Here is a 23250-nt window from a genome sequence, read left to right as displayed (position 1 = left end):
GCGTTCAGCTGAGGATGCCGTGCCGGGCGTTCCACAGGCGCGCCCCCTGGTAGGCGTCGACCAGGCCCCACACCCAGAAGCCGATGACACCGAAGATCCCGATGAAGATGATGACGAGCAGGCAGCTGACGAAGTAGCCGAACATGATGCCGAGCCCGCGTGCGAGGTCACCGTTGATCATCGACCCGAGCCCCGGGATGAAGAACGATGCGAGCAGCGACAGCCCCGGGCTCTTCGGCGTGACGTGGCCATGGGACACCCGATGGGGGGTGACCCAGGTGTTCGGCGGCGGCGGTGGCGGCCACTGCTGCGTCGGCGGCGCCTGGTGCCGGAACCCGTGGACGTCCACGGCCGGCGGTTGCCATGGTGTCTGAGCGGAAGGAGCCCGGACTTGGTCGGTCCACGCCTGACCATCCCAGTAGCGCTCGCTGTCGCCGACCGGGTACCAGCCTGCGGGCGGGTGGGAACGATCCCTCATGGACGCCTCCTCGTGTGCCTTGCGTCCGAGCCTAGAGCGTTCCGCGGCCCAACCGCAGGTGGACCAGCAAGGCCACCAAGAATTGGCCCGTCCATCTGGTCCGATCGAGTCGTACGGTCCAACCATGACCACATCGACCGAGAACATCCAGGCCATCCCGGTTCCCATCCCCGCGCGACTCGACGTCGACGCCGTTGTCCCTGCCTTCAGCAAGGCGATGAACAACCTGGACCGGGCCACGGCCCGGGAGCTGGACCGCGCCGGACTCTCGGCAAGCCTGCGTGAGCTCGTGCGTCTGCGGGCCTCCCAGCTCAACGGCTGCTCGTACTGCGTCGACGTGCACGGCGCGGCCGCCATCGCCGCGGGGGAACCCGTGCAGCGCGTGCTCGCCGTAGCGGTCTGGAGGGAGTCCGCCTTCTTCACCGCGCGAGAGCGAGCCGCGCTGGCGTTCACCGAGTCGGTGACGCTCGCCGCCCAGACCAAGGTGCCCGCAGCGGAGTTTGCTCTCGTCGCCGAGCAGTTCTCCACGGAAGAGGTAGGGGCTCTGCTCGCCCTCGTGATCACCATCAATGCCTGGAATGCGATCGGCGTCGCGGCGCGTCCCTGGGAGCCGACCCTGGCCTGGTGACCCGTGCCGACGGCTGGGTACATGAGAGGCATGTCTCCCCAAGAACCGCGACTGCTCCCAGACGGCGGCGTCTTCCCGCCGGTGACGCCCGACCCGCCGCCGCCCCCCGGCCAGGAGGAGATCGTCGTTCCCGAGATGGTGATCCGTTCCGAGGACACGCCCCAGCAGGACGACAGCCCCAAGCTCGAGGCCGAGGAAGAGCCGCCGGCTGGCGAGCCGTCCGCGTGACACGCAGCCGTATGCCGCTGGGCTCGGTGGGTGCCTCCCTGATCTGCCTGCCCCTGGCCTTCTCGCTCGGCGGGTGCGGCTCACCGGAGGCAGCGTCGGCCACATCGACCGCCTCTCGGTTCGTCGACCTCGCCTCCGAGGATCCCGGTGCGGCGTGCGCGATGCTGGCCCCACGGACTCGCGACAAGGCGGCCGAGGACGGCGACGGTGACTGCGCCGAGGGCCTGCGCTCAGCCGAGCTCTCGCCCGCCTCGTCCGGCTCCGATGTGGCTCCGGAGGTCGCGGGCCACACGGCGCTCGTGACGACGGGCGGGCAGACGCTGTTCCTCACCCTCTTCGACGATGGCTGGAAGGTCCTCGCTGCCGGCTGCACTCGTGTCTCGGAGGACGAGGCGGTGCCCTACGACTGCGCACTCGAGGGGGACTGACGTGCGCGTGATGTTCTGGGTCCTGGTCCTGTTCATTGCCGCTGGGCTGTGCTTCCAGATCGCGATGGGCTTGTTGCAGCGATGAGCGGACAACGACGACGAGGCTTCCTCAGAGACAACGCACTGTCCCTGGCCTTCCTCCTGCTGCTCTTGGGCAGCCTTCTGGGCCAAGCGTTCTCGGGCGTCGCGGAGTACAACGAGGAGGCGCGGACAGCCGGCCTCCAGGAGGTCTCGCTCTGGCGCTACGTCACCTCGTCCCGGTTCGCGGTCGACACCGCCGAGAACTGGCAGTCGGAGTACCTCCAGTTCACCGTGTTCATCTTCCTCACCATCTGGCTCGTCCAGCGAGGGTCCTCCGAGTCGAAGAAGCCGGGCGACGAGGGACGCGAGTCGGACAAGAAGCAGCTGGTCGGCCGATATGCCCGGGACGACTCGCCGGCGTGGGCACGTGCAGGCGGCTGGCGGACCGCCGTCTACTCGCACTCGTTGCTCATCACCATGACGTCGATCTTCGTGCTCGCCTGGTTGGCTCAGGCGCTGGCCGGACGAGTGGCTCACAACGAGGAGCGCATGCGCGAGCTGCTCGAGCCGCTCAGCCTCGGCCAGTACCTCGCATCACCGGACTTCTGGGGCCGGACGTTCCAGAACTGGCAGTCGGAGATGCTCGCCATCGCCAGCATGGCGGTCTTCTCGATCTACTTGCGCCAGCGTGGGTCTCCTGAGTCGAAGCCGGTCGGGCTGCCGCATGACGAGACGTCCTCGGACGAATGAGGATGCCCCGCAACGCGGTGACTCGGGGCCACTCGAGTGGCTCGGGATCACTCTGCGTCGTCCGGCTCCGCACCCGTCTCGATGACCCGGGCCGCGATCTCCCGCAGCTTGATGTTGCGGTCCTGGGACGCGCTCTTCAGCATGCTGAACGCCTCGGCAGGCGTCGCCCGGTGACGTTCGATGAGGATGCCGATCGCCTGCCCGATCAAGCGGTGGCTCTCGATGGCGCGAGCCAGGTGCGTCTCACGGTCGGCGAAGGTGGTGGCCGCGACGACCCGGTCGACCGCCAGGGCGAAGGCCTGTCCGAGCAGGTCGCCCACGATCCGCTCGTCCGTCGTGACACGGCGAGGACGACGGAACTGGACCCAGACCCGGCACTCCGACGAAGGATGGTTCGGCGGGGTGATGAGCAGGCCGGACACTCGCTGGTTGGGTGTGGGGACCTCCGGCTCCGCCGTGGTCAGCACCTCCCACAGCTGCTCGTCCAGGTACCCGCGGCGGACCGGCCCGCCAGATGTGAAGACGTGCTCCTCCGGACCGGCGAGCGCCCGCACCGTCGGGTCACCGTCGAACAGCTCGGCGAAGCCTGTGACGGCGGCTTCCAGTACCTGCTCGAGGTCGGCAGCATTGCCGAACTCGACGCTCAGCGCCGCGGCCGCCTCGCGGCGGACCCGAGCCGCACGCTCACGGGTCACGTCCTCGAGGGTCATGACGACATAGTTCGGCTGGTCACCGATGCCCTTGACCTGCTGGGTGCTGACCTGCACCCAGACGTCGCGATGGTCCTTCGTGACGAGGCGACACTCCTGGTTCTGGACGGTGGATCCGGCAAGGGCGTCGGCCATGGTCTGCTCGACCTGCTCACGATCCGTGAGCTCGTCCGCGCCCGCGCCTGCCGGCTCGCCGGCCGGTGGCCACCACGGGTGGGGCATGTCGAGGCCGCCGTGGACATGGGAGTACCCGAGCAGCTGGGTGAACGACTCATTGACCTCGATGACCTTCCCGGCGGAGTCCGTGATGAGGAGCGAGTCCTTGAACGACTCCATGACCGCGCGTCGCCAGGCGGCGTCGCGCAGCCGTGCTCGGGAGCGCTCGAGGTTGCTGGCCAACCGGGCCCGGAGCTCCGTCAGGGAGAAGGGCTTGGAGACGTAGTCATCAGCTCCCGACGTCAGGCCCTCCTCCGTGTCGGCCTCTCCCGCTCGCGCCGAGAGGATCACCACGGGGACGTCGCGCAACGCACTGTTCCTGCGGATGGCGCGGGTGAGCGCGAAGCCGTCGAGGCCGGGCATCATCGCATCCGCCAGGACGATGTCAGGACGTGCGGACAGGCACCGCTCGAGGGCGGCGCTGCCGTCAGGCACGAGCTCGATGTCGTACTCGGTCGACAGCGCACCACGGAGATAGCGCCGCATGTCCGCGTTGTCCTCCGCAACGAGCAGCCGGGGCCGCCCACTCGCGCCCGACTCGCGAGGAGGTCCGTTCAGGGACGGCGCCACCGGCGGACTCTCGGTCCCCACGGAAGCCGGCCCAGCGGCATACGGCAGATCCCATCCCTCCGTCTCCGCGAGGAAGGCGTCGACGTTGCGCGGCGTGATCGAGCGGCCCTTGGCCGGCTTCGCCGGCGGCTCCCCCCACGGGAGCCGGATGGTGAACGTCGACCCACGGCCCAAGGCGGACTCGACCTCGACGGCGCCCCCCATGAGCTCGGTCAGCTGCTTCACCATCGCGAGGCCGATGCCGGCCCCCTCGTGGGAGCGTGCCTTCCCGGGTCGGGGCAGCTGCTCGAAGCGCTCGAAGACCCGTTTGAGGTCGCGGTTCCGGATGCCGATCCCCGTGTCTCGTACCGACACGGAGAAACCGTCAGCATCGCACTCCAGTCGCAGGGTGACCGATCCGGAGGGTGTGTACTTCAGCGCATTGCCGAGCAGGTTGAGCACGATGCGCTCGTACATGTCCCGGTCGAGGTAGGCGTGTCGGTCGGCCTGGTCGTACTCCGTCAGGAACTCGAGCCCGGCGCGCCGGAAGGCTCGGGCGAAGGACTCGGCCATCGTGCGGGTCTGGAGTACGACGTCGACTGGCACGACCTGCGGGTGCACCTTGCTCGCGGCCATGCGCCCGAAGTCGAGCATCGCGTCGACCATGCGGGCCAGGCGCACCGTGTTGCGATCGGCCAGCTCGAGCCGCTCCCTCTGGTCGGCGGTCAGTCTCGTGTCAGCCAAGGTGTCCGAGATCGGCCCACTGATCAGGGTGAGCGGCGTGCGCAGCTCATGACTCAGGTTGGTGAAGAAGGCACTCTTCGCCGCGTCGAGCGCCTCGGCCGTCTCCGCTCGCTGCCGCTCCGTGTCGAGCAGCCGGATGTCGCTCAGCGCCGTGGCGAGATGGGTGATGCAGAGGGCGACGTACGTCGCGAGGGCTGGGTCCCACTGGCGGTGCGGCGAGCGCCCGATGACGAGCACCTCGGACATCTGGTCGTCGCCCGACAACGTGATGGGCAGGGCGTGCAGTCCCGCGACGGCCAGCCCGGCCGGGTCGTTCTCGAGGTGAACGGGCGCCGGCAAGTCGTGGTGCACCTGACGTCTGAGGGTGACCGCCTGCGTGGCCGCGGCGTACACGTCGGCCTGCAGGGCCTCCGGGACCGTGAGGTCCCGCGGGCTTTCGGGCAGGGCGCGGGCGTCCACCATGACGGCGAGCGGGTGGTCCTGTGGGTTGGACATGAGCACAGCCGCGGCGAGGCGGCGGACGGTCTCTGCGTCGGGGGCCTCGCCGAGGCGCCGCGACAGCACGCCGAGGGTTCCGAGACGGCGCTCGCTGAGGACGTGGTCCGTCGTCTCCACCACGGCCGTGAAGACGCCGCCCACCTCGCCGGAGCCCACGGTGATCGGGCTGTACGAGAAGGTGAAGTAGCTCTCCTCGAGGTAGCCGTTGCGCTCGAGCATCAGCTTCTGGTCACGCGACCACGTGGCGACCCCGGAGCTCATCACGCTGTCGAGCATCGGGCCGATGCTGTCCCAGATCTCCGGCCAGATGTCCTTGCCCGGCGACCCCAGGGCTTGGGGGTGCTTCGTGCCGAGCATCGGCCGGTAGCCGTCGTTGTAGATCATGACGTACTCGGACCCCCACCAGATGAGCATGGGGAAGCGCGAGGTGAGGCAGATGCCCACCGCCACGCGGAGATCCGATGGCCACGTCGAGATCGGGCCCAGTGGCGTCGTGGTCCAGTCGAATGCGGCGAACCGCGCTCCGAGCTCACCAGTGTGCTCGGCTACGTCGGAACCCGAAGAAGAAGCTGGTGCCGTCATTTGTGCTTGCCTTCAGTGCCGGCGACATATCGGCGCGCGTTTCCACCAATCCGCCTCTTAGGCGAAGACTCGCACGGACTGCGGCCCAAGGCAAGCCGAGCGAGTCATCGATGTCTGGACACAGCCCCAAAAGCCGCCAAGCTCTTGCGATGCATCTCGCCGAAACGCACGCCGTTGCGGTCACCGCGGGGCCACGGCATCTGGGCCACCGATCCGACGATCGAATGGGTGGCTGGATCCATCCAGACGTCGACGAGCTCCAGTCCGCTGGCGATGGACTGCATCTGCTCGTCCGGCACGGCTTCGCTGATGGTGTGCGCCTCGAGGTCCTCCTCGGCGCGAGCGTGTCCGTTCAGCGCCTCTTCGAGCAGGCCGAAGTAGATCATGAAGTCCATCGAGTCGGCATCGAGGCTCTCGAGGTGCGTGATGACCGCCTCGATCTCACGCTCCTCGACGACACGCCCCTGCACGGCGGCGAGGTCACCGACCGACTTGAGGCCGACCGGATGCATGAAGGTCTGCTCCGCGGACTCGTGCAACGCGACGTAGTGCAGTAGGTCGGCCACCGCGTTCTTGCGCTCCTGGCCGGATGAGATTGTCACTCCGAAGACGAGCGAGGCGATGTGCGCGTGCTGGCGTCGCAGCACGCGCAGGAGACTCTCCGGCGACGACATGATCTCCTCGAGTCGAGTCGAGTGGGTCAACAGGCAGGTACCCACGCGATCAGTGGGTAATCCCTCTGGTGCACCGACGAGTGGGTGGAGGTGGGCGATGCGGCTGCGCAGGAGTGATCCCGCGAAGCAGGGGCTGAGACGCGTCCGGCGCGGCAGGGGCTTCGGCTATGTCGACCAGCTCGGTCATTCGGTGGACGCGGCCACCAAGGAGCGGATCCTGTCCCTCGTCATCCCGCCGGCGTGGGAGGACGTCTGGATCTGTCCCTGGCCCAACGGGCACATCCAGGCGGTCGGGACGGACGCTGCCGGGCGGCGACAGTACCTCTACCATCCGGCGTGGCACGAGACTCGCGACCGCGACAAGCACGAGCGGGTCCTCACCCTGGCCCGGCGCCTTCCGGAGGCGCGCGTCGAGATCGGTCGTCGGCTCCGACGGTCCGGGCTGGGTCGCGAGCGGGTCGGCGCGGTGGCTCTGCGCCTGCTCGACGCGGGGCTCTTCCGGACCGGGGGCGAGGAGTACGAGAACGAGAACGGCAGCCACGGCGTCGCCACCCTGCGGAAGGAGCACGTCACGGTCAGCGGCGACGTCGTGTCCTTCTGCTTCCCGGCGAAGTCGGGCATCGAGCGCGAGGCAGAGGTGCGCGACCCCGCGCTCGCCAAGGCCGTGAGCGCGCTCAAGCACAGCCGCGGACCGAGTGACCGCCTCCTCCAGTACCGCGCCGGTGAGGCGTGGTGTGAGCTCACCTCGACGGAGATCAACAAGGACTTCAAGGAGCTGGTCGGGGCCGAGTACACCGTCAAGGACCTGCGGACGTGGGCAGCCACGCTGCTCGCCGCGGCGGCCTTCGCGGAGCGCGCCGACGGAGCCGCCCCGAGGTCGGAGCGTCAGCGAAAGCAGACGGAGCGTGAGGTCATGACCCTGGTGTCCGAGCATCTTGGCAACACCCCCGCCGTGGCCCGTCGGTCCTACGTGGACGCCCGAGTGGTCGACGAGTATGGGGCTGGGCGCACCATCGCTCGAGCGCTCGCTCGGGCGTCCGCCCCGGACCGCCGGCGCTTGCGGCAGGGGGACCTCGCCGAGGTCAATGGTCGCGCGGCGCTGGAGCGGGCGGTCGTCCGTCTCCTCGCTTGAGGCCGCAGCCGTTAGAGGAGGGACCCTCGGGGTAGGCGCCGCACATGACGACGCAGCTGACACCGCGGCAGACACCGCCGCTGACCCCGTGGCTGGACACGATCCCGGACCCGCCCGACCGTCCCATGCCGCCGCCGGAGCCCGGGCCCACCCCCGAGCCGCCTCCGCCTGGACCGCCTCCGCCCGGTCCCTTCCCCGGGCCGGACCCCACCCCGGGCCCGCCGCCCTTCCCGGAGCCCTATCCGACCCCCAGCCACCCCGGCCCTCCCGATCCGACCGATCCGACTCCTCCGACGGACCCGAAGGCGGTGTGACATGACCACGCAGGCCGAGAAGCAGGCGGCGGAGATCATCGCGGAGTGGCCGGATGAGTCGCGGGAGGCCGGCCAGCTCGTGCTCGACGCGTATGGCGAGCCGCAGGAGGCTACGCAGGAGCAGCTGGTCTGGCACCGGGTCGGGCCGTGGAAGCGGGTCGTGGCGACCAAGGCCTTCCATCAGCACGACTTCCCCGCCCCGCACATCGACGCGGTGGAGTCGGTCATCGACTACCGCGTGCCGCCGGGCAAGGTGTCCGCCCTGGCCATTTTCGACGGCAGCGTCGTCGTCGAGCGGACTGTGGGCGAGGTGTCCGCGCGGTGCCACGACGAGGAGGCGAACCAGCTGGCGCTGAACCTCGTCCACGACATCGTCACGGGCGCCAAGACCGCGGAGCAGGCGCGGGAGTACTACGCCAAGGAGTTCCTCGACCACCGGCGCGGCAAGCCGACCCCCTACATGGACCGGCTGCGCATCCCGGCGCAGGCCGACACGGCGGACCCCGACGTCAGGCTGCTCTCGGACGAGGACCTCGAGGAGGCCCAGCGGGAAGGCCGCCAGCAGGGCTGACTCCCGGGCCAGCGAGCCTGACCACCCATGGCGCCAGGTCAGGTCCGTGTCCTGCGCGTCACGGGGCCGGCCGTGACGAGCCGCAGCGCATCGTCAAGCAGGGAGCGAGGCCGGGTGGCAGGCGTGTCTCCGCCCAACCCACTGGCCATGGCTTCGACCAGCTCGCGCCACGTGTCGGCTCCGGAGTGCCGGGCCTGCCAGCCAAGTTCCCGCTCCGCGCGCCGCGTGTCGATGAGCGGCACCTCGACGGCCATGTGCAGCCAGCCGCCCTCGAGCGGCCAGAGATGTGCCGTCCAGAGCGCGTCCGTCATGTGGAGCAGGAGCTTGCCGGGCAGCAGTAACGGCCGGCCGCCCAACGGCGCCGCGATCTCGCGTGGGCCGAGGACGTCCGGCGCTGCGAGGTTGACCGGGCCGGGGAGTCGGGTGTCGATGATGCGGGCGATGGCGTCGGCCACGTCCTCGGCGTGGACCACTTGGAGCTGCGCACTCCGGCCGAGCGGCATGACGGGGAGGTGGGGCAGGAGGCGGCGGGGCAGGATCGGTGCCACGCCGATCCGGCCGAGGGAGCCGGCCGCTGCGGGCTGCGCCACGAGGGTCGGACGCGGCCAGCTGATGAGGAGTGGGTCACTTTGGGCCGGGCGCCCCACGTCGTTGACGGCCTTGGCGATGACGTCCTCCATCGCAGCCTTCTGTCGGCTGTAGGCGCACGCGGGATTGCCCTTCACCGGGTGCGACTCGTCGACCAGGCTGCCGTCCCTCCCAGGCGAATAGGCGCCCGTGGAGCTCAGAGCGACGAGATGACGGACGCCCTCTGACCGGCATGCGTCCACGGTCCGGGCCAGTCCCTGCAGCCCCACGTGCTCCTGGTACTGGGTGCGGCGCATCGGCTGGAGGGCCCACGCGGCGTAGACGCAGACCTCTGATCCGCGGAGCAGCGCGGCCAGGTCCTCCGGGGCCGACGGTGCCGTGACGTCCACGCGCCGCCAGCTGGCGAGGACGCCCATCCGGCTCGCCCGGGGCAGCCGCCTCGCGGCTGCGACGACGTCGTGGCCGTCCCGGGCGAGCCGGGCGACCGTGGCCGAGCCGACGTTTCCGGTCCCGCCGATGACAGTAACTCGCATGGTCGTCCGTCGCTGCGGCTCACAACGACTCGTTGACGGCCTTGGAGATGTCCTTGGACTCGATGCCCTGTTCCTCGAGCAGGCGGTCGAGCTTGGCCTCGATGCGCTCCTCCTGCTCACGTGACTGCGACGAGCCCCAGAAGAGCAGGAGCGACAAGCCCGCGGCCTGCCACAAGAGCTGGAGGAACTCCGACTGCCAGTTCTCGAAGGTAGAGGCGAAGAACTGGGGCCAGAACTCCGACATGGAGAACTCCTGGCCGTGCTCTGCGGCATCGTTGCGCTCGACGACCAGCTGGGTGACGAACTGCCCGACCCACGAGAACACGAAGAGGCCAGCGGTCACCAGCCCGAAGGAGTACGCCCTCGGGAAACGTGGCTTGCCGTCCGAGCTGTTGTGAGAACGGTTTCGCTCGGCCTGGATGCGACGCGACGTGGCCATGACGACTCCTTCCGCCATCTGATGTGTGACAGGGCAAGTACCCGAGTGGGCGTGTGCCTCAAACATCACTCGTGGCCGCGTCCCGTGACGGCGATGTGGGCGCTGACGCCAGACATGGGTAGGGGGTCGGTCGTGGACCGGATGCAGCATGACGCCGTGGTGATCGGCAGCGGGCCGAATGGGCTCGTGGCGGCCAACCTGCTCGCCGATGCGGGGTGGCAGGTCCTCGTCCTCGAGGCGCAGCCGACGCCCGGCGGCGCAGTGCGCAGCGACGAGGGGGTCCGTCCGGGGTTCATCCACGACACGTTCAGCTCGTTCTACCCCCTTGCTGCCGCATCGCCGACGATCCAGGCGCTCGGGCTCGAGCGCTTCGGCCTCGAATGGGTCCGCGCACCGTCGGCTGTCGGCCATCCCCTCCCCGGGGGCCGCTGGGCACTCGTTCACCCGCGTCCGGAGGACACCGCGGCCTCGCTCGACGTGCTCCACCCCGGCGACGGCGACGCCTGGCTGCGGGCCTGCTCCGTCTGGGACCGGGTCGGCGGCGACCTGATCGAGGCCCTGCTCACGCCGTTCCCGCCCGTCCGGTCCGGAGCCCGGCTCGGCCTCAAGGCGCCACGGGTGGGCGGGCTCGCGTTCTTGCGTGAGCTGATGCTGCCGGTGCGGAGGCTGGCGGACGAATGGTTCGGTGGCGAGGGACCGAAGCTGCTCCTGGCCGGCAACGCCGCACACGCGGACATCGGAATGGACTCACCCGGGTCGGGCCTCATGGGCCTGCTGCTCGTGATGCTCGGGCAGACCCACGGCTTCCCGGTGCCGCGCGGCGGGGCCGGAACTCTCACCGAGGCGCTCCTCAAACGGCTCGAGGCCGCGGGCGGTCAGGTCCAGACCGGGGTCCACGTCGCGAAGGTGGTCGTGCGGGCCGGGCGCGCCGTCGGCGTCCAGCTGGACTCAGGCGAGGTGATCGAGGCCGGTCGGGCCGTCCTTGCCGACGTCAGCGCGCCTGCGCTCTTCGGCGGCCTCGTGCCGTGGTCCGAGCTGCCGGACCGTCTGCGGCGACGGATGGGCTCGTTCGAGTGGGATGCCGGGACGATCAAGGTCGACTGGGCCCTGAGCGGCCCGATCCCGTGGACCACCCCGCCCGATCTCACCCCTGGGACGGTGCACCTGGCGGACAGCGTTGCGGAGCTGGCGATGGCAGGGGCGCAGCTCGGCGCCGGCCGGGTCCCGGACCGCGGGCTCATCGTCCTGGGTCAGATGGCCGCGACGGACCGCACCCGTGCGCCCGAGGGCAGCGAGTCGGTCTGGGCGTACCTCCATGTCCCTCAACGGGTTTCGGTCGCCGACCAACCACTGGAGGAGCCGGTGGACCACGCCCGTGCGGAGCAGGTCGCGACGCAGGTCGAGGCGCGGATCGCCGAGTTCGCTCCCGGTTTCCGAGAGCTGGTCCTCGACCGGCGGGTCCTCGGGCCGGCGGACCTCGAGCGCCGCAACGAGAACCTCGTCGGCGGAGCGGTCAACGGCGGGACGGCCGCGATCCACCAACAGCTCTTCTGGCGTCCGGTTCCGGGCCTGGGACGGGCGGAGACCCCGATCCAGGCGCTGTATCTCGCGTCCGCCTCGGCACATCCCGGAGGCGGCGTCCACGGCGCGTGCGGGTCGAACGCAGCCCGGGCAGCGCTCTTCCACGACCGACTGCGTCTGGGCCAGCGTCGACCGATCGCGGTGTCGAACCGGCGCGGTGGGTAAGGAGAAGCTATGAGCCGTACGACTCGATTCATGCGCTGCACCCCGGATGACGTCTTCGATGTCCTCGCGGACGGTTGGAGCTTCGCCTCGTGGGTCGTGGGCGCGGCCAGGATCCGCGACGTCGACGAAGCGTGGCCGCAGCCCGGCAGCCAGATCCATCACTCCGTGGGTCTGTGGCCCATGCTCATCGACGACACGACGTCGGTCCTCAGCATCGACCGACCGCACACGATCGAGCTCAAGGTTCGCGCCTGGCCCACTGGCGAGGGGAGGGTGCGCATCGAGTGCACCGAGGAGAAGGGCGGCACACGGGTCGTCATGACCGAGGACGCCACTGACGGCCCGGCCAAGCTCGTCCCCGGGGCCGTGCGGCATCCGATGCTCGACGCGCGCAACACCGAGTCCCTGAAGCGGCTCGGCTTCCTCGCTGAGCGACAAGCCGCCGGCTCAACTCGCCCCGAGCGGGTAGAGAGCACGTAGCGCAACCGTTCCGACCACAACTCCTGACCGAAAGGAACCAGGCATGTCCGGTGTCGTCACGCTGATCAAGGAAGACCACCAGAAGCTGGAGTCCGTCTTCAAGAAGCTCGAGAAGGCAGAGCCGACCGAGATCCCCGACCTCCTGCGGCAGGTGCAGGAGCTGCTCGTCCCGCACTCGAAGGCCGAGGAGCAGGTGGTCTACCCCGCGATCAAGTCGATGGTCCCGGACGAGTCGTCAGACGTCGACGACGGCCTCGAGGAGCACCACCACGTCGAGCAGACGCTCCAGGAGCTGCTCGCCTCTGACCCGGGGGCTCCGGGCGTGGACGGCCTCATCGCTGCGATGATCGGCGAGGTGCGCCACCACGTCGAGGAGGAGGAGGAGCAGATCCTGCCGTCCTTCAGCAAGGCCGCCAACAACCAGCAGCTCGGCGAGCTCGGCGAGCAGTTCACCGCCGCCAAGGAGCAGGCCCTGCAGTCGCTGCAGCGGGCCTGACCGATCGGACTGACCCCGGCGGGGTGTTCACCAGCCCGTCGGGGTCAGTACGTCTGGTCGCCCGCAGCATCGCTGACGCGGTCACTGCGCTGGGCGCCCAAGCCTGCGCGGGCGCAGTGTGAGCAGCAGAAGATGCCGTGCTCCGACTCGATGCCGTGCCCGAGGACCCGGCAGCCGCAGTGCGCGCAGCCGGGAGCCCAGGCCGTGATGGCGCACTCGAACGAGTCGTAGACACCGGAACGATCGCCGCGGGTGATGGTGAACGTCTTGTCGTAGTCGTTCCCGCACATGTCGCACATGGCCATACACGTCCTTACCCGGCGCCTGCTCCTGCAATCGCACTTGTGGGCGGTTCTGTGCGTTCACGTCGGTTGGAGGCGGTTGGCGAGGGGTACAGGAGAGGCGTCGCCACTGTTCGGAGAAAGGGAATGATCATGCCTCGCCGCCGTGGCCCCGGTCCGTCCGTCAAGGACAAGAAGATGTACGAGTCGCTGCGTCAGGACGGTGCGAGCAAGGAGAAGGCCGCCCGCATCGCCAATGCCGCAGCCAACTCCTCGCGCAGCTCGGTGGGCCGCAAGGGCGGCAAGTCGGGCGACTACGAGGACTGGACCAAGGACCGACTGCTCAAGCGCGCCCGCGAGATCGGCATCGAGGGCCGGTCGAGGATGGACAAGGGCCAGCTGATCAAGGCCCTTCGCAACCACTGATCGGTCGCGTGCACATGGTCATGACCGAGGGACTCGCCCTCGCCCTCGGCTGGCTCGTGTTCATCGGACTCCTCGGCTTCCTCGTGCACACGCTCCTCAGCGGGCGCCGATGAGAGCAGCCCGGTGGCTCGCCGCTGCAGCCTGTCTCATGCTGTCGGGCTGCGTGGTTCCCGCCTTCGACACCGGTGCCTTTGAGCGCAACGCGATCGGTGCGCTCGAGTCGACAGTCTCCACCGCCCGAGTTGCCGCGCTGGCGCTCGACGCCCGCGTCGGGAACCGCATCACCCTGGCCTACGCCGACACCGTCGTCACAGAGGCCGAGGAGGCGATCGGCCCGGTCGAGGCGAGCTTCGGCAGCGTTGATCCCCCCGATCCGACGCTCGACGAGCTGCGGAGCGCCGTGCTCGACCAGCTCGGCGACACGGGCGATCTGCTCGCCGACGCCCGGATAGCGGTTCGGCGAGGCGACTCGGACACGATGGCGGCACTCGCCGGCGAGCTACGGCGGACCGCCGACGCGATGGACCAGCACGCCGAGGCTCTCCAGTGAAGAAGCTCTTTGCCGTTGCCCTCGGCATCCTCACCGCGATCGGCGGTTTCGTCGACATCGGGGACCTCGTCGCCAACGGCCTGGTCGGTGCCCGCTTCGGCTTCTCGCTGGCGTGGGTCGTGCTCGTCGGCATCGTCGGGATCTGCGTGTTCGCCGAGATGAGCGGTCGGGTTGCCGCGGTGAGTGGGCGGGGGACCTTCGACCTGATCCGCGAGCGGCTCGGCCCGAGGGTGGGCTTGCTCAGCCTCGCGGGATCGATGGCGGTCACCCTGCTGACCTTCACCGCCGAGATCGGCGGGGTGGCACTCGCGCTCGAGCTCGCGACCAGTGTCAACCCCTACCTGTGGATCCCCGTGGCGGGCGCGGCCGTCTGGCTCGTGCTCTGGAGGGTCCGGTTCTCCGTCCTCGAGAACGCCTTCGGTCTGGCCGGCCTGGCCCTCATCGTCTTTGCCGTCGCGCTCTGGCAGCTGGGTCCGGACTGGTCCGCGGTGTGGGAGTCGGCAAGCCGCCCCGCGGTGCCGGAGGGCGAGACGCTTCCGGTGTACTTCTACTACGCGATCGCTCTCTTCGGCGCCGCGATGACGCCCTACGAGGTCTTCTTCTTCTCGAGCGGCGGGGTCGAGGAGGGGTGGACCGAGAAGAACCTGGGGGTCATGCGTGCCAACGTGTTCATCGGCTTCCCCCTCGGGGGGCTGCTGTCGCTCGCCATCGCCGGCGTGGCTGCCCTCGTCTATCTCCCACAGGGCATCCAGGTCGACACCCTCGGCCAGGTCGGGCTCCCCGTTGGCATGGCCCTCGGCAAGGTGGGTCTCGCGTTCGTCCTCCTCGGCTTCTTCGCGGCCACCTTCGGCGCGGCCTGCGAGACGGGTCTCTCGGTCGGCTACAGCATCGCGCAGTACTTCGGTTGGCAGTGGGGCAAGTTCGTCGAGCCGCTTCGGGCCGCGCGCTTCCACACCGTCATCCTGCTCAGCACCATCGTCGCGATCGGAGTGCTGCTGACCACGGTCGACCCGATCATGCTCACCGAGTACTCGATCGTCTTCAGCGCGGTGGCGCTGCCCCTGACCTACTTCCCGATCCTCGTCGTGGCCAACGACCGCACCTACATGGGCGAGTACGTCAATGGCCGCCTCGCCAACACGCTGGGGACGGTCTACCTGTTCGTGGTGGGCGTGGCCGCCGCGGCGGCGATCCCGCTGATGATCCTGACGAGAGCGGGGCAGTGACATGGGTGACATGGGTGACATGAGCGATGACAGGACCGGTGACCTGGCAGCACCACGGCACTCGGTGAACCCACCCGCCCGCCTCGACGTCGTCCTGCGTGTGCTGGACCACCAGGTCGTCGGCCCGGAGAAGGAGCTGGTCGGCAACATCGACGACCTCGAGCTCACGCCGGCCGGCGAGGCGCTGGCGGTCACGGGCGGTGCCGTCGGAATCGGAGCCCTCAGCCAGCGGCTACCCGGGCGGCTCGGCAGCTGGGTCGCCGCCGTCTGGCGGCGCCTGAGCAGCGACTCCGACCCCCGGCCGGTCGTCGTCCCGGTCAGCCACATCACCGCCGTCGGATCGGCGATCACCGTCGACGACCCGTCGACGCGGGCGCTCGCCGAGAGCTTCGGCCTCGAGCACTGGCTCCGCCGCTTCGTCGTCTCGCGCATCCCCGGCGCCAAGGGCGGATCGGACCCGGAGCGGGAGGACGGGGACGGCCCCCCTCGGCCGGTCACGGTGCTGGAGCCGCCGACTCGGCCGCCGCAGCCGGGCTGTCGGTGGGTCAGCGACCTGCTGCGCGCTCCCGTCGTCGACGACACCGGTCACCGGCTCGGCACCGTCATCGAGCTGCGTTGCGACGCGACGTCGGAGCCGTGGCGGGTCACCCACATCCAGTGCACCCAGTCGGTGCTCGGGACCGAGCTCGGGTACCACGCGGACCCCGACCTCGGCCCCCATCTGCTCCAACGGTTCTTCCGGCGAATCCAGCGGCATGACCTCCTCATCCCCATCGCGCAGGTCACCGAGGTCCGCCTCGATCCCGTCCGCATCATCGTCGAGACGCGCGACGATCGACGTCACCCGCACCACACCCAGGACGGTTGACCCGAGAGGCCGGCTCAGCGGCATACGGCATCGGGATCACCACGACGAAAGGCAACGTCATGAGCACTCCGGCAGGCAGGCACGGCAGCGTGTGGCTCGACGACCCGGGTCGGCGCAGGGAGCCGGAGCCGGCGCTCCACGGCGACGTGGAGACTGACGTCGTCGTCGTCGGCGCCGGCATCACGGGGCTGACCACGGCGCTGCTCGCTGCCCGTGCCGGGATGCGCGTCGTCGTGCTCGAGGCGCGTCGGATCGGTGACGGGACGACCGGGTACACGACGGGGAAGGTGACGGCCCAGCACTCGCTGATCCATGCCCGCCTCGTCGCGTGGGCCGGTGTCGACCGGGCCCGCCAGTACGCCGACGCGAACCGGGCCGGGATCGACCTCGTCGCCGACCTGTCCGAGGAGCTCGACATCGACTGCTCGCCGACTCGCGCGGACGCGCTGGTCTACACGACCTCGGACGATGCGACGTCGATCCGGGCCATGGAGGACGAGGTGGTGGCGGCGCAGCGACTCTCACTGCCTGCGACTCTCGTCCACGAGTCCGGGCTGCCCTTCCCGATCACCGCCGGAGTGCGGTTCACCGACCAGCTGCACGTGCACCCGCGCCGCTACCTCGACGGGCTGGCGGATGCCCTGGTCGCGGCAGGTGGCACCATCCACGAGCACAGCCGCGTGACCCACGTCGCCGAGGCCCACGGCCGGGTCACGGCCGAGACCGCGGGCGGCACGGTCGAGGCAGCCAGCGCGGTGGTGGCCACGCTCCTGCCCATCGGTCTGCTCGGCGGCTACTTCGCGCGCACCCGGCCGAGCCTGTCCTACGGCCTGGCCGTGCGCCTGCGCCGGGAGGCCCCCGCGGAGATGACGATCTCGGTCGACGGGCGGTCCACGCGCCCCTGGCCGGACGCCGGGCCGGAGGGGCTGATCGTCGTGGGCAGCGGTCACGAGGTCGGCGCCGACGTCGACACGGAGGGCCGCTACAGGGACCTCGAGGGGTGGACCCGCGACACCTTCGACGTGGCCGACGTGTCGCATCGGTGGAGCGCACACGACTACGTCACGCCAGACCACGTGCCCTATGTCGGTCGCAGCCCGCTCCACCACCAGGTCTACGTCGCCACGGGCTTCGGCAAGTGGGGGCTGGCCAACGGCAGCGCGGCCGGCATGATGATCTGCGACCTGCTGGCCGGCCGCGACCCCGCCTGGCTGCCGGTCTTCGACGCCCGCCGCACCGACGGCATACGAGCGGTGCCGACGCTCGTCACCGGCAACCTCAAGGTCGCCGCCGAGCTCGTCACCGGCGAGCTGCGGCGGGAGGCGCCGCGGTGCTCGCACATGGGGTGTCGACTGCGCTGGAACGCTGCCGAGGAGACGTGGGACTGCCACTGCCACGGCTCACGGTTCGCGTCGGATGGGCAGGTCATCGCCGGGCCGGCGGTCAAGCCGATCGACGTCGATGGTGCGGGATAGGGCTGGGTACGGATCTGGAGTGACAGCACGGTGGTACCGCAGTGGGGCGATCTACAGCCTCGACGTCCGACTGTTCCAGGACTCCAATGGCGACGGCATCGGCGACTTCGCCGGCCTGACCAGCAGGCTGGACCACTTGAGCCGCCTCGGGATCAGCATCCTGTGGCTGGGGCCGATCCATCCGACCCCCTTCCGCGACGGGGGCTACGACGTCGCCGACTACTACGCGGTGGATCCGTCCCTTGGCACCCTCGGGGATTTCGCGGAGCTCATGGCCGAGTGCGACGAGAGGGGCATCCGGGTCATGCTCGACCTCGTCCTCAACCATACGAGCGACGAGCACCCGTGGTTCCAGGCGGCCCGCTCCGATCGCCGCTCGCCGTACCGCGACTGGTACGTCTGGTCCGACGACGAGCCGCCGAACCGGAACGAGGGCATGGTCTTTCCCGGTGTCCAGGAATCCACGTGGACCTACGACGACACGGCCGGCGCCTGGTACCACCACCGCTTCTACTCCTTCCAGCCGGACCTGAACGTGCTCAACCCGCACGTCCGCTCGGAGATGAAGAAGATCCTGACCTTCTGGGAGCGGCTGGGCGTCAGCGGCTTCCGTCTCGACGGGGCGCCCTTCCTCATCGAGAAGACCACCGCGGACGGCGCCGCCGGCCGTGCCCACGGCTTCCTGGTGGAGCTGCGCGACCGTCTGTCCTGGCTGCGCGGCGACGCGGTCTTCCTCGCCGAGGCGCACGTCCCCGACGACGAGCTGCTGGAGTTCTTCGGCGACGCTGACGGTGCGGCGAGCCGGGTCCACATGCTCTTCGCGTTCCGCCTCAACGAGGCCCTCATGCTGTCACTGGCGAGGCGGGACGCGAGCGCCATCGCCGAGGCGCTGACGTCCCTGCCGCCACTGCCCCGTAACGCCGCCTGGGCGACCTTCCTGCGCAACCACGACGAGGTCGACCTGTCCCAGCTGACCCCGGACGAACGGGCCGAGGTCTTCGCCGCCTTCGGGCCGGAGCCGGAACACCAGCTCTACGAGCGCGGCATCCGGCGCCGGCTCACTCCGATGCTGAACGGCGACGAGGCCCGGGTTCGCCTGGCCTACAGTCTGCAGTTCACGATGCCGGGTACGCCGGTGCTGCGGTACGGCGACGAGATCGGCATGGGGGAGAACCTCGAGCTCCCCGAGCGCGATGCGATCCGGACCCCGATGCAGTGGTCCGGGACCGAGAACGGCGGCTTCTCCACGGCGCCCGAGGATCGCCTGTTGCGTCCGCTGGTTGACGCGCCGCCATACGGCTTCAAGGAGGTCAACGTCACGGACCAGCGGCTCGTGCCGGACTCGATGCTCATGTGGTTCGACCGGATGCTGCACACCCTGCGTGAGTGCGAGGAGATCGGGGCCGGCAGCCATCGGGTCATCGACGGCACTCCCGCGCCGGTACTCGCGCACGTGGCCGAGGGCTCAACCGGCGTCATCCTCTTCGTCCACAACCTCACGGACTCGCCGCAGTGCGTCGAGCTGGACGACGTCCCGGTCGAGGAGCAGCCACCGGTCGAGGTGTTCTCCGACCACCCCTACGACAGCGAGCTCGACCCCACTCGCCTCGAGGTCGGCCCGTACGGGTTCCGCTGGATCCGCCTGCGCCGCTCGCACGGTCCCGCGCCAGGATGACACCATGCCGTATGCCGCCGAGCTGGCTCGGCGGGTAGACCTCCCACCGCGTCAGGCGGAGAACTCGACCCGCAGATCCGTGCCCGCGTTGGGCAGCAGGAACCCGCCGTCGGTGGGCGACACCTCCGATCCGTCCTGGCGCACCACCGGGGGTTGCGCTCCGTGGACCACCAGCCGGAAGGCGGTGCGCCGGAACTCGGGATAGCCGTCGCCGGCCGCCTCACCCGTGAGCGTCACGTCGTCCCCGCTGCGGGTCACGGTGAACGTGGTGGACACGTGCGCCCCGTCGCGGGAGGCGAAGGTGCGGCCGTCGTCCTCGACGAGCCGGGACTCGTAGTGGCCCTCGCCCAGTGGGACGAAGAGGTGCAGCTCGACGACCTCGGGGTGGTAGCCGTCGGTGGAGGGCGGGGCCTCTGGCCACATGGGGATCACCGAGCCGGCCCGGGCGTAGAGGGGGATCCGGTCCATGGGGGTCGGTGCGATGACGTAGCTGCGGCCGACGTGCGGTTCGTCAGCCTCGTCACTGAACCAGTCGTACCAGCCGCCGGCCGGCAGGTAGACCTGACGCGCCGTCATGCCCGGCTCGTCGACGGGCGCCACGAGCAGGTCGTGGCCGAAGAGGTACTCGTCGTCGATGTCCCCCGTCGCCGACTCGTACTGGAAGTCGAGCACGAGCGGGCGCTGCACCGGCTCTCCCGTCTCGGACGAGCGGACGAAGGACGCGTAGATGTAGGGCAGGAGCCGGTATCGCAGCTGCACCGCCTCACGCACGAGCTGGTGGATGACCTCACCGAAGGCCCAGGCGTACTGGTCGATGTAGCCCGTCTCGGAGTGGTTGCGGCAGAACGGGGTGAGGGCGCCGTACTGCATCCAGCGCAGGAACAGCTCGGCGTTGGCGTTTCCCTGGAAACCGCCGATGTCGGCCCCGACGAACGGCTGTCCCGAGACGCCGAAGCCGCACCCCATGGTGATGCTGAGCCACAGGTGTTCCCAGCGCGACTGGTTGTCGCCCATCCAGTTCGCGGCGTACCGCTGGATGCCCGCGAATCCGGCCCGGGACAGGATGAAGGTGCGCAGCTCCGGCATGGCCTCGAGCAGGCCTTCAGTGGTGCCCATCGCCATGAGCAGGGCGTACTGGTTGTGGTAGCGCTCGTGCGGGAACTCACCGCTGCCGAACCGCATCGTCTTGGAGGAGATGACGCCGGTGGCCGGCTCGTTCATGTCGTTCCAGATGCCCGCGAGCCCGGACTGCACGTGGGCCGCGTTGAGCTCTCCCCACCAGGCGCGCGCCTCCTCTGTGACGAAGTCGGGGAAGGCGGTGTTCCCCGGCCACACCTGGCCGACGTAGATGTCGCCGCCCTCGGTGCGGCAGAAGAGGTCCCGCTCGAATCCCTGGTCGAAGACCCAGTAGCCCGGCTCGTACTTGACGCCGGGGTCGATGATGGTGATGACCCGGAAGCCCTGCTCGGCCAGGCGCTTGACCATGCCCCGCCCGTCGGGGAAGGACTCCGAGTCCCAGGTGAAGACCCGGTAGCCGTCCATGTAGTCGATGTCGAGCCACAGCCCATCGCAAGGGAACTCATCATCGCGATGGCGCTGCGCAAGAGCCTCCACCGCGGCTTGGTCGTACTTGTGCCACCGGCACTGGTGGTAGCCGAGGGCCCAGATCGGCGGCAGCTGCATCCTGCCGGTGAGATCGGTGTAGGACCGGAGGATGGCAGGCATGTGCGGCCCGGCGAAGACGTACTCGGTGTACTGCCCGCCGTCGAACGTGATGCGGTACTCGTTCGCCGGCGAGAACTCGTAGTGGCCGCGATAGCCGTTGTCGAGGAACGACGCGCTCATCTGGCCGTGCGGGTAGCGCTGGTGGTGGAAGAAGGGAACGGACACGTAGTACGGGTCGAACTCGGTGCTCGTGCGGTCGCCGCGGGGGTCGCCGGGCTCCTTGCCTGAGGTGAACTCCAGCGAGCCGACCTCACTCAGGACGTCGTTGTTCCACAGGGTGAAGTCGCGGCCCTTCCGGTCATGCCGGCCGCTCTTCTCGCCGAGCCCGAAGATGCGGTCGGCACCTCCGCACCTCCGACGGATCGTGAAGGAGTCGTTGAGGGTGGCGTACGTCCAGTAGCGGCCCTGCTCGTCGGCCATCGCCTCGACGACCGGGGTGCCGTCCGTGCGGTGCACATCGATCCGGAACGGGTCCAGCCCCAGCGAGACGACCATGTCGGGCGTCCTCAGCCGCACGTACTCGTCGTCCCGCTCGAACTGGAACTGGACGCGCTCCGCGAGGGGATCGACGCAGACGGCGTGTGTCGGTGCCTCGTCGAAGACCCCGCCGCGGCTCATCTTGATCCGCACGACGTCGTCCCGCACGACGTCGATCCGCAGCTGCTCAAGGTGGACCTGGGCGAGCAGCCCGCGTTCGGTCCGCTCGGCTGACGTGACGTGCTCGAAACGGATGAAGTGGTCGGTCTGGATCATGCTTCTCCTCGTCGATTTCCGGAGGCTCGGAGATGCAAGGTGTGGTCAGCCCATCCGCACGTGTGCACCTCTCCCTCCGGTGCGGGTTCCCCGATGGTGGGCACGCTGCAGAGTGCAACTCCACGAAACCCCGCACGCGAACCAGAGGTACGCACGCCTCCACGCTGGGACGGGCGGCGACCCGGGGAGGGGCTCAGCGGCATACGGCTCAGGCCGACTTCTGCTTGGGGTCGGTCGGGTCGCCCAGGCTGTGGAACTGGCTCCGATAGAGCTCCTTCGCGGTCTCCAACACCTCCGGCCCCACCCAGCCGAGCGGCTCCACGGCGCCGATGAGGGGCTCGTGTTCCGGCCCGTAGCCGACGACGACGCCGGTGAGCAGCCACGGTCGGCGGTCAGCGCCGTTGCCGTCCTGCTCGAGCGGGTCGAGGTACGTGCACAGCCGTCGCGCGACCCAGTCCTCGTCCGGCCGGGTCCACCATGGCTCGGGAGTGAGGGTGGCGGCGGGCGGGCCGGGCAGCGCCACGTCTGCCTCGACGTCATGACTGGGCGCCTCGGCGTCGTGGGCCGGCCCCGCCGAGTACCGCACATAGACCGGGGCTCGCATCCGCGCCAGCTCGACGACCTCGTCGAACCTGGTGATGATCTCCACGCTGGTCCCGTACCCACATCGCACGTGAACTGCGTCGGCTGCGTCGGCTACTTCGCGGGCCGGTCCCCGGGGCGGTGCAGCAGCAGCCAGCGGTAACCGTATCCCTGGACCTCGACCTGCACCTTGCCCTCCTTGGTGATCGGGTGTTCGCTGCGCTCGTCGACGAGGTCCACGAGCCGGGAGCCCGGGTCGACCTCGCCGATCGACACGTCCACGAGGCAGCTCTCGGGCTTGAGGTTGTGCAGCGCGAGCATGGTCCAGCCCGCCTCCTCGCGGGCCAGGTGGGCAAGAACGCTCTGCGGCTTGGTCCTGGGCACCTCGACCGTCGACCAGCCGATCTGTGGGTACTGCCGCCGGAGTCGGATCAGGTTGCGGATGAACCACCAGAGCGAGTCCTGGTCATGGCGCTGGGCAGCGACATTGACGCGCTCGGGGGAGTACAGGCCGTCGGGCATCGGGCGCGTCAGCTTGCGCCGTGGGGCGTCGGTGAAGCCGCCCGTCTCGTCATCTCCCCATTGCATGGGAGTGCGGACCGAGAGCCGGCCGGGGACGTCCAGGTTCTCAGCCATCCCGATCTCCTCGCCGTAGAAGAGCACCGGCGTGCCCGGGAGCGAGAACATGATCGAGTAGACGAGGCGGAGCCGGCGGTCGTCGCCGCCCAGCATCGACGGCAGGCGCCGGCGCAGACCGCGGTCGAACAGCTGCATGTCCGGCTCGGGGCCGAAGGCGTCGAAGACGTCCTGGCGCTCCTCGTCGGTGAGCTGGTCGAGGGTCAGCTCGTCATGGTTGCGGACGAAGTTCGCCCACTGGCTCGTGA

The 23250-nt window shown here is 69.6% G+C and carries 24 protein-coding genes and 1 pseudogene; 16 read left to right on the top strand and 9 right to left on the bottom strand.

Annotation, left to right across the window (positions count from 1 at the left end):
- Nucleotides 1-4 precede the first annotated feature (4 nt).
- The gene (locus VJN29_RS05075) at nt 5-478 is read right to left on the bottom strand and encodes a DUF2510 domain-containing protein (protein ID WP_324142495.1); all 474 of its coding nucleotides are present in this window, start codon (nt 476-478) and stop codon (nt 5-7) included.
- Nucleotides 479-602: 124 nt separating this feature from the next.
- Between VJN29_RS05075 and VJN29_RS05070 the strand changes: the two genes are divergently transcribed.
- The 4 genes from VJN29_RS05070 to VJN29_RS05055 all read left to right on the top strand — a co-directional run bounded on the left by VJN29_RS05070 (nt 603) and on the right by VJN29_RS05055 (nt 2533).
- Nucleotides 603-1106: a carboxymuconolactone decarboxylase family protein gene (locus VJN29_RS05070; RefSeq protein WP_324142494.1), complete on the top strand. Its 504-nt coding sequence runs from the start codon at nt 603-605 to the stop codon at nt 1104-1106.
- A gap of 30 nt (nt 1107-1136) precedes the next feature.
- Nucleotides 1137-1334: a hypothetical protein gene (locus tag VJN29_RS05065; protein WP_324142493.1), complete on the top strand. Its 198-nt coding sequence runs from the start codon at nt 1137-1139 to the stop codon at nt 1332-1334.
- Nucleotides 1331-1762 carry a hypothetical protein gene (locus tag VJN29_RS05060; RefSeq protein ID WP_324142492.1) on the top strand — a complete coding sequence of 144 codons (432 nt, stop codon included), beginning with the start codon at nt 1331-1333 and terminating at the stop codon, nt 1760-1762. The genes VJN29_RS05065 and VJN29_RS05060 overlap by 4 nt, the downstream gene beginning before the upstream one ends.
- A gap of 81 nt (nt 1763-1843) precedes the next feature.
- A complete protein-coding gene (locus VJN29_RS05055; RefSeq protein ID WP_324142491.1) occupies nt 1844-2533 on the top strand; it encodes a DUF6766 family protein in 690 nt (229 codons plus the stop codon).
- A gap of 47 nt (nt 2534-2580) precedes the next feature.
- Here the strand turns inward: VJN29_RS05055 and VJN29_RS05050 are convergent, their stop codons facing one another.
- Complete coding sequence (locus VJN29_RS05050; RefSeq protein ID WP_324142490.1) at nt 2581-5700, bottom strand: ATP-binding protein; 3120 nt, start codon at nt 5698-5700, stop codon at nt 2581-2583.
- 236 nt (nt 5701-5936) lie between these two features.
- Nucleotides 5937-6551 (bottom strand): hypothetical protein, encoded by a 615-nt coding sequence (locus VJN29_RS05045; protein WP_324142489.1) that lies wholly within the window; start codon nt 6549-6551, stop codon nt 5937-5939.
- Nucleotides 6552-6603: 52 nt separating this feature from the next.
- On the opposite strand from VJN29_RS05045, the gene VJN29_RS05040 reads away from it, so the two are divergent.
- Genes VJN29_RS05040 through VJN29_RS05030 form a run of 3 tightly spaced genes read left to right on the top strand, consistent with a single transcriptional unit; the run spans nt 6604 to nt 8523 of the window.
- Nucleotides 6604-7638 carry a DNA topoisomerase IB gene (locus VJN29_RS05040; protein WP_324142488.1) on the top strand — a complete coding sequence of 345 codons (1035 nt, stop codon included), beginning with the start codon at nt 6604-6606 and terminating at the stop codon, nt 7636-7638.
- A 44-nt stretch (nt 7639-7682) separates the two neighbouring features.
- Nucleotides 7683-7952: a hypothetical protein gene (locus VJN29_RS05035; protein WP_324142487.1), complete on the top strand. Its 270-nt coding sequence runs from the start codon at nt 7683-7685 to the stop codon at nt 7950-7952.
- 1 nt (nt 7953) lies between these two features.
- Nucleotides 7954-8523 (top strand): hypothetical protein, encoded by a 570-nt coding sequence (locus VJN29_RS05030; RefSeq protein ID WP_324142486.1) that lies wholly within the window; start codon nt 7954-7956, stop codon nt 8521-8523.
- Between the two features lie 38 nt (nt 8524-8561).
- On the opposite strand, the gene VJN29_RS05025 is transcribed toward VJN29_RS05030, so the two are convergent.
- Together VJN29_RS05025 and VJN29_RS05020 are read right to left on the bottom strand one after the other, a co-directional pair.
- On the bottom strand, nt 8562-9644 hold the full coding sequence (locus tag VJN29_RS05025) for an NAD-dependent epimerase/dehydratase family protein (RefSeq protein WP_324142485.1): 1083 nt from the start codon (nt 9642-9644) through the stop codon (nt 8562-8564).
- Between the two features lie 19 nt (nt 9645-9663).
- Nucleotides 9664-10083, bottom strand: coding sequence for a DUF6766 family protein (locus VJN29_RS05020; RefSeq protein WP_324142484.1), 420 nt, complete (start codon nt 10081-10083; stop codon nt 9664-9666).
- 141 nt (nt 10084-10224) lie between these two features.
- On the opposite strand from VJN29_RS05020, the gene VJN29_RS05015 reads away from it, so the two are divergent.
- From VJN29_RS05015 to VJN29_RS05005, 3 genes are read left to right on the top strand one after another with little or no spacing between them, the layout of a single operon-like run.
- Nucleotides 10225-11829, top strand: a complete 1605-nt coding sequence (locus VJN29_RS05015) for an NAD(P)/FAD-dependent oxidoreductase (RefSeq protein ID WP_324142502.1) — start codon at nt 10225-10227, stop codon at nt 11827-11829.
- 9 nt (nt 11830-11838) lie between these two features.
- Entirely contained in the window at nt 11839-12309 is a 471-nt protein-coding gene (locus tag VJN29_RS05010; protein WP_324142483.1) for an SRPBCC family protein, read from the top strand.
- Nucleotides 12310-12352: 43 nt separating this feature from the next.
- On the top strand, nt 12353-12805 hold the full coding sequence (locus VJN29_RS05005; RefSeq protein ID WP_324142482.1) for a hemerythrin domain-containing protein: 453 nt from the start codon (nt 12353-12355) through the stop codon (nt 12803-12805).
- 44 nt (nt 12806-12849) lie between these two features.
- On the opposite strand, the gene VJN29_RS05000 is transcribed toward VJN29_RS05005, so the two are convergent.
- A complete protein-coding gene (locus VJN29_RS05000) occupies nt 12850-13104 on the bottom strand; it encodes a hypothetical protein (protein WP_324142481.1) in 255 nt (84 codons plus the stop codon).
- Between the two features lie 135 nt (nt 13105-13239).
- Here VJN29_RS05000 and VJN29_RS04995 point away from each other — a divergent pair, with 135 nt between their 5' ends.
- From VJN29_RS04995 to VJN29_RS04970, 6 genes are all read left to right on the top strand, one after another.
- Nucleotides 13240-13512, top strand: coding sequence for a DUF7218 family protein (locus tag VJN29_RS04995; protein WP_324142480.1), 273 nt, complete (start codon nt 13240-13242; stop codon nt 13510-13512).
- 109 nt (nt 13513-13621) lie between these two features.
- The gene (locus tag VJN29_RS04990; protein WP_324142479.1) at nt 13622-14062 is read left to right on the top strand and encodes a hypothetical protein; all 441 of its coding nucleotides are present in this window, start codon (nt 13622-13624) and stop codon (nt 14060-14062) included.
- Complete coding sequence (locus tag VJN29_RS04985) at nt 14059-15288, top strand: NRAMP family divalent metal transporter (RefSeq protein ID WP_324142478.1); 1230 nt, start codon at nt 14059-14061, stop codon at nt 15286-15288. The genes VJN29_RS04990 and VJN29_RS04985 overlap by 4 nt, the downstream gene beginning before the upstream one ends.
- Before the next feature lie 19 nt (nt 15289-15307).
- Nucleotides 15308-16156, top strand: a complete 849-nt coding sequence (locus tag VJN29_RS04980; RefSeq protein ID WP_324142477.1) for a hypothetical protein — start codon at nt 15308-15310, stop codon at nt 16154-16156.
- A complete protein-coding gene (locus tag VJN29_RS04975; protein ID WP_324142476.1) occupies nt 16153-17631 on the top strand; it encodes an FAD-dependent oxidoreductase in 1479 nt (492 codons plus the stop codon). Before VJN29_RS04980 ends, VJN29_RS04975 begins: the two co-directional genes overlap by 4 nt.
- Nucleotides 17632-17650: 19 nt before the next feature.
- Nucleotides 17651-19306 (top strand): alpha-amylase family protein, encoded by a 1656-nt coding sequence (locus tag VJN29_RS04970; protein ID WP_324142475.1) that lies wholly within the window; start codon nt 17651-17653, stop codon nt 19304-19306.
- Between the two features lie 51 nt (nt 19307-19357).
- Here the strand turns inward: VJN29_RS04970 and VJN29_RS04965 are convergent, their stop codons facing one another.
- The 3 genes and pseudogenes from VJN29_RS04965 to VJN29_RS04955 all read right to left on the bottom strand — a co-directional run.
- A complete protein-coding gene (locus VJN29_RS04965) occupies nt 19358-21784 on the bottom strand; it encodes a glycoside hydrolase family 31 protein (protein WP_324142474.1) in 2427 nt (808 codons plus the stop codon).
- A 208-nt stretch (nt 21785-21992) separates the two neighbouring features.
- Complete coding sequence (locus tag VJN29_RS04960) at nt 21993-22433, bottom strand: DUF6098 family protein (RefSeq protein WP_324142473.1); 441 nt, start codon at nt 22431-22433, stop codon at nt 21993-21995.
- A 47-nt stretch (nt 22434-22480) separates the two neighbouring features.
- Nucleotides 22481-23250, bottom strand: a pseudogene (locus VJN29_RS04955) (alpha-amylase family glycosyl hydrolase); the annotation flags it as partial.

The organism is Intrasporangium sp., from assembly GCF_035280925.1.
Taxonomy (GTDB): domain Bacteria; phylum Actinomycetota; class Actinomycetes; order Actinomycetales; family Dermatophilaceae; genus Intrasporangium.
The sequence above is the reverse complement of the archived record's forward strand: the minus strand, read 5'-3'. Positions and strand labels throughout refer to the sequence as shown.

Bases quoted from the DNA above. Each gene is read 5' to 3' on its own strand.
- VJN29_RS05075 (WP_324142495.1), bottom strand. From the start codon at position 478: ATGAGGGATCGTTCCCACCCGCCCGCAGGCTGGTACCCGGTCGGCGAC.
- VJN29_RS05070 (WP_324142494.1), top strand. From the start codon at position 603: ATGACCACATCGACCGAGAACATCCAGGCCATCCCGGTTCCCATCCCC.
- VJN29_RS05065 (WP_324142493.1), top strand. From the start codon at position 1,137: ATGTCTCCCCAAGAACCGCGACTGCTCCCAGACGGCGGCGTCTTCCCG.
- VJN29_RS05055 (WP_324142491.1), top strand. From the start codon at position 1,844: ATGAGCGGACAACGACGACGAGGCTTCCTCAGAGACAACGCACTGTCC.
- VJN29_RS05040 (WP_324142488.1), top strand. From the start codon at position 6,604: ATGCGGCTGCGCAGGAGTGATCCCGCGAAGCAGGGGCTGAGACGCGTC.
- VJN29_RS05035 (WP_324142487.1), top strand. From the start codon at position 7,683: ATGACGACGCAGCTGACACCGCGGCAGACACCGCCGCTGACCCCGTGG.
- VJN29_RS05030 (WP_324142486.1), top strand. From the start codon at position 7,954: ATGACCACGCAGGCCGAGAAGCAGGCGGCGGAGATCATCGCGGAGTGG.
- VJN29_RS05025 (WP_324142485.1), bottom strand. From the start codon at position 9,644: ATGCGAGTTACTGTCATCGGCGGGACCGGAAACGTCGGCTCGGCCACG.
- VJN29_RS05020 (WP_324142484.1), bottom strand. From the start codon at position 10,083: ATGGCCACGTCGCGTCGCATCCAGGCCGAGCGAAACCGTTCTCACAAC.
- VJN29_RS05015 (WP_324142502.1), top strand. From the start codon at position 10,225: ATGCAGCATGACGCCGTGGTGATCGGCAGCGGGCCGAATGGGCTCGTG.
- VJN29_RS05010 (WP_324142483.1), top strand. From the start codon at position 11,839: ATGAGCCGTACGACTCGATTCATGCGCTGCACCCCGGATGACGTCTTC.
- VJN29_RS05005 (WP_324142482.1), top strand. From the start codon at position 12,353: ATGTCCGGTGTCGTCACGCTGATCAAGGAAGACCACCAGAAGCTGGAG.
- VJN29_RS05000 (WP_324142481.1), bottom strand. From the start codon at position 13,104: ATGTGCGACATGTGCGGGAACGACTACGACAAGACGTTCACCATCACC.
- VJN29_RS04995 (WP_324142480.1), top strand. From the start codon at position 13,240: ATGCCTCGCCGCCGTGGCCCCGGTCCGTCCGTCAAGGACAAGAAGATG.
- VJN29_RS04990 (WP_324142479.1), top strand. From the start codon at position 13,622: ATGAGAGCAGCCCGGTGGCTCGCCGCTGCAGCCTGTCTCATGCTGTCG.
- VJN29_RS04980 (WP_324142477.1), top strand. From the start codon at position 15,308: ATGAGCGATGACAGGACCGGTGACCTGGCAGCACCACGGCACTCGGTG.
- VJN29_RS04965 (WP_324142474.1), bottom strand. From the start codon at position 21,784: ATGATCCAGACCGACCACTTCATCCGTTTCGAGCACGTCACGTCAGCC.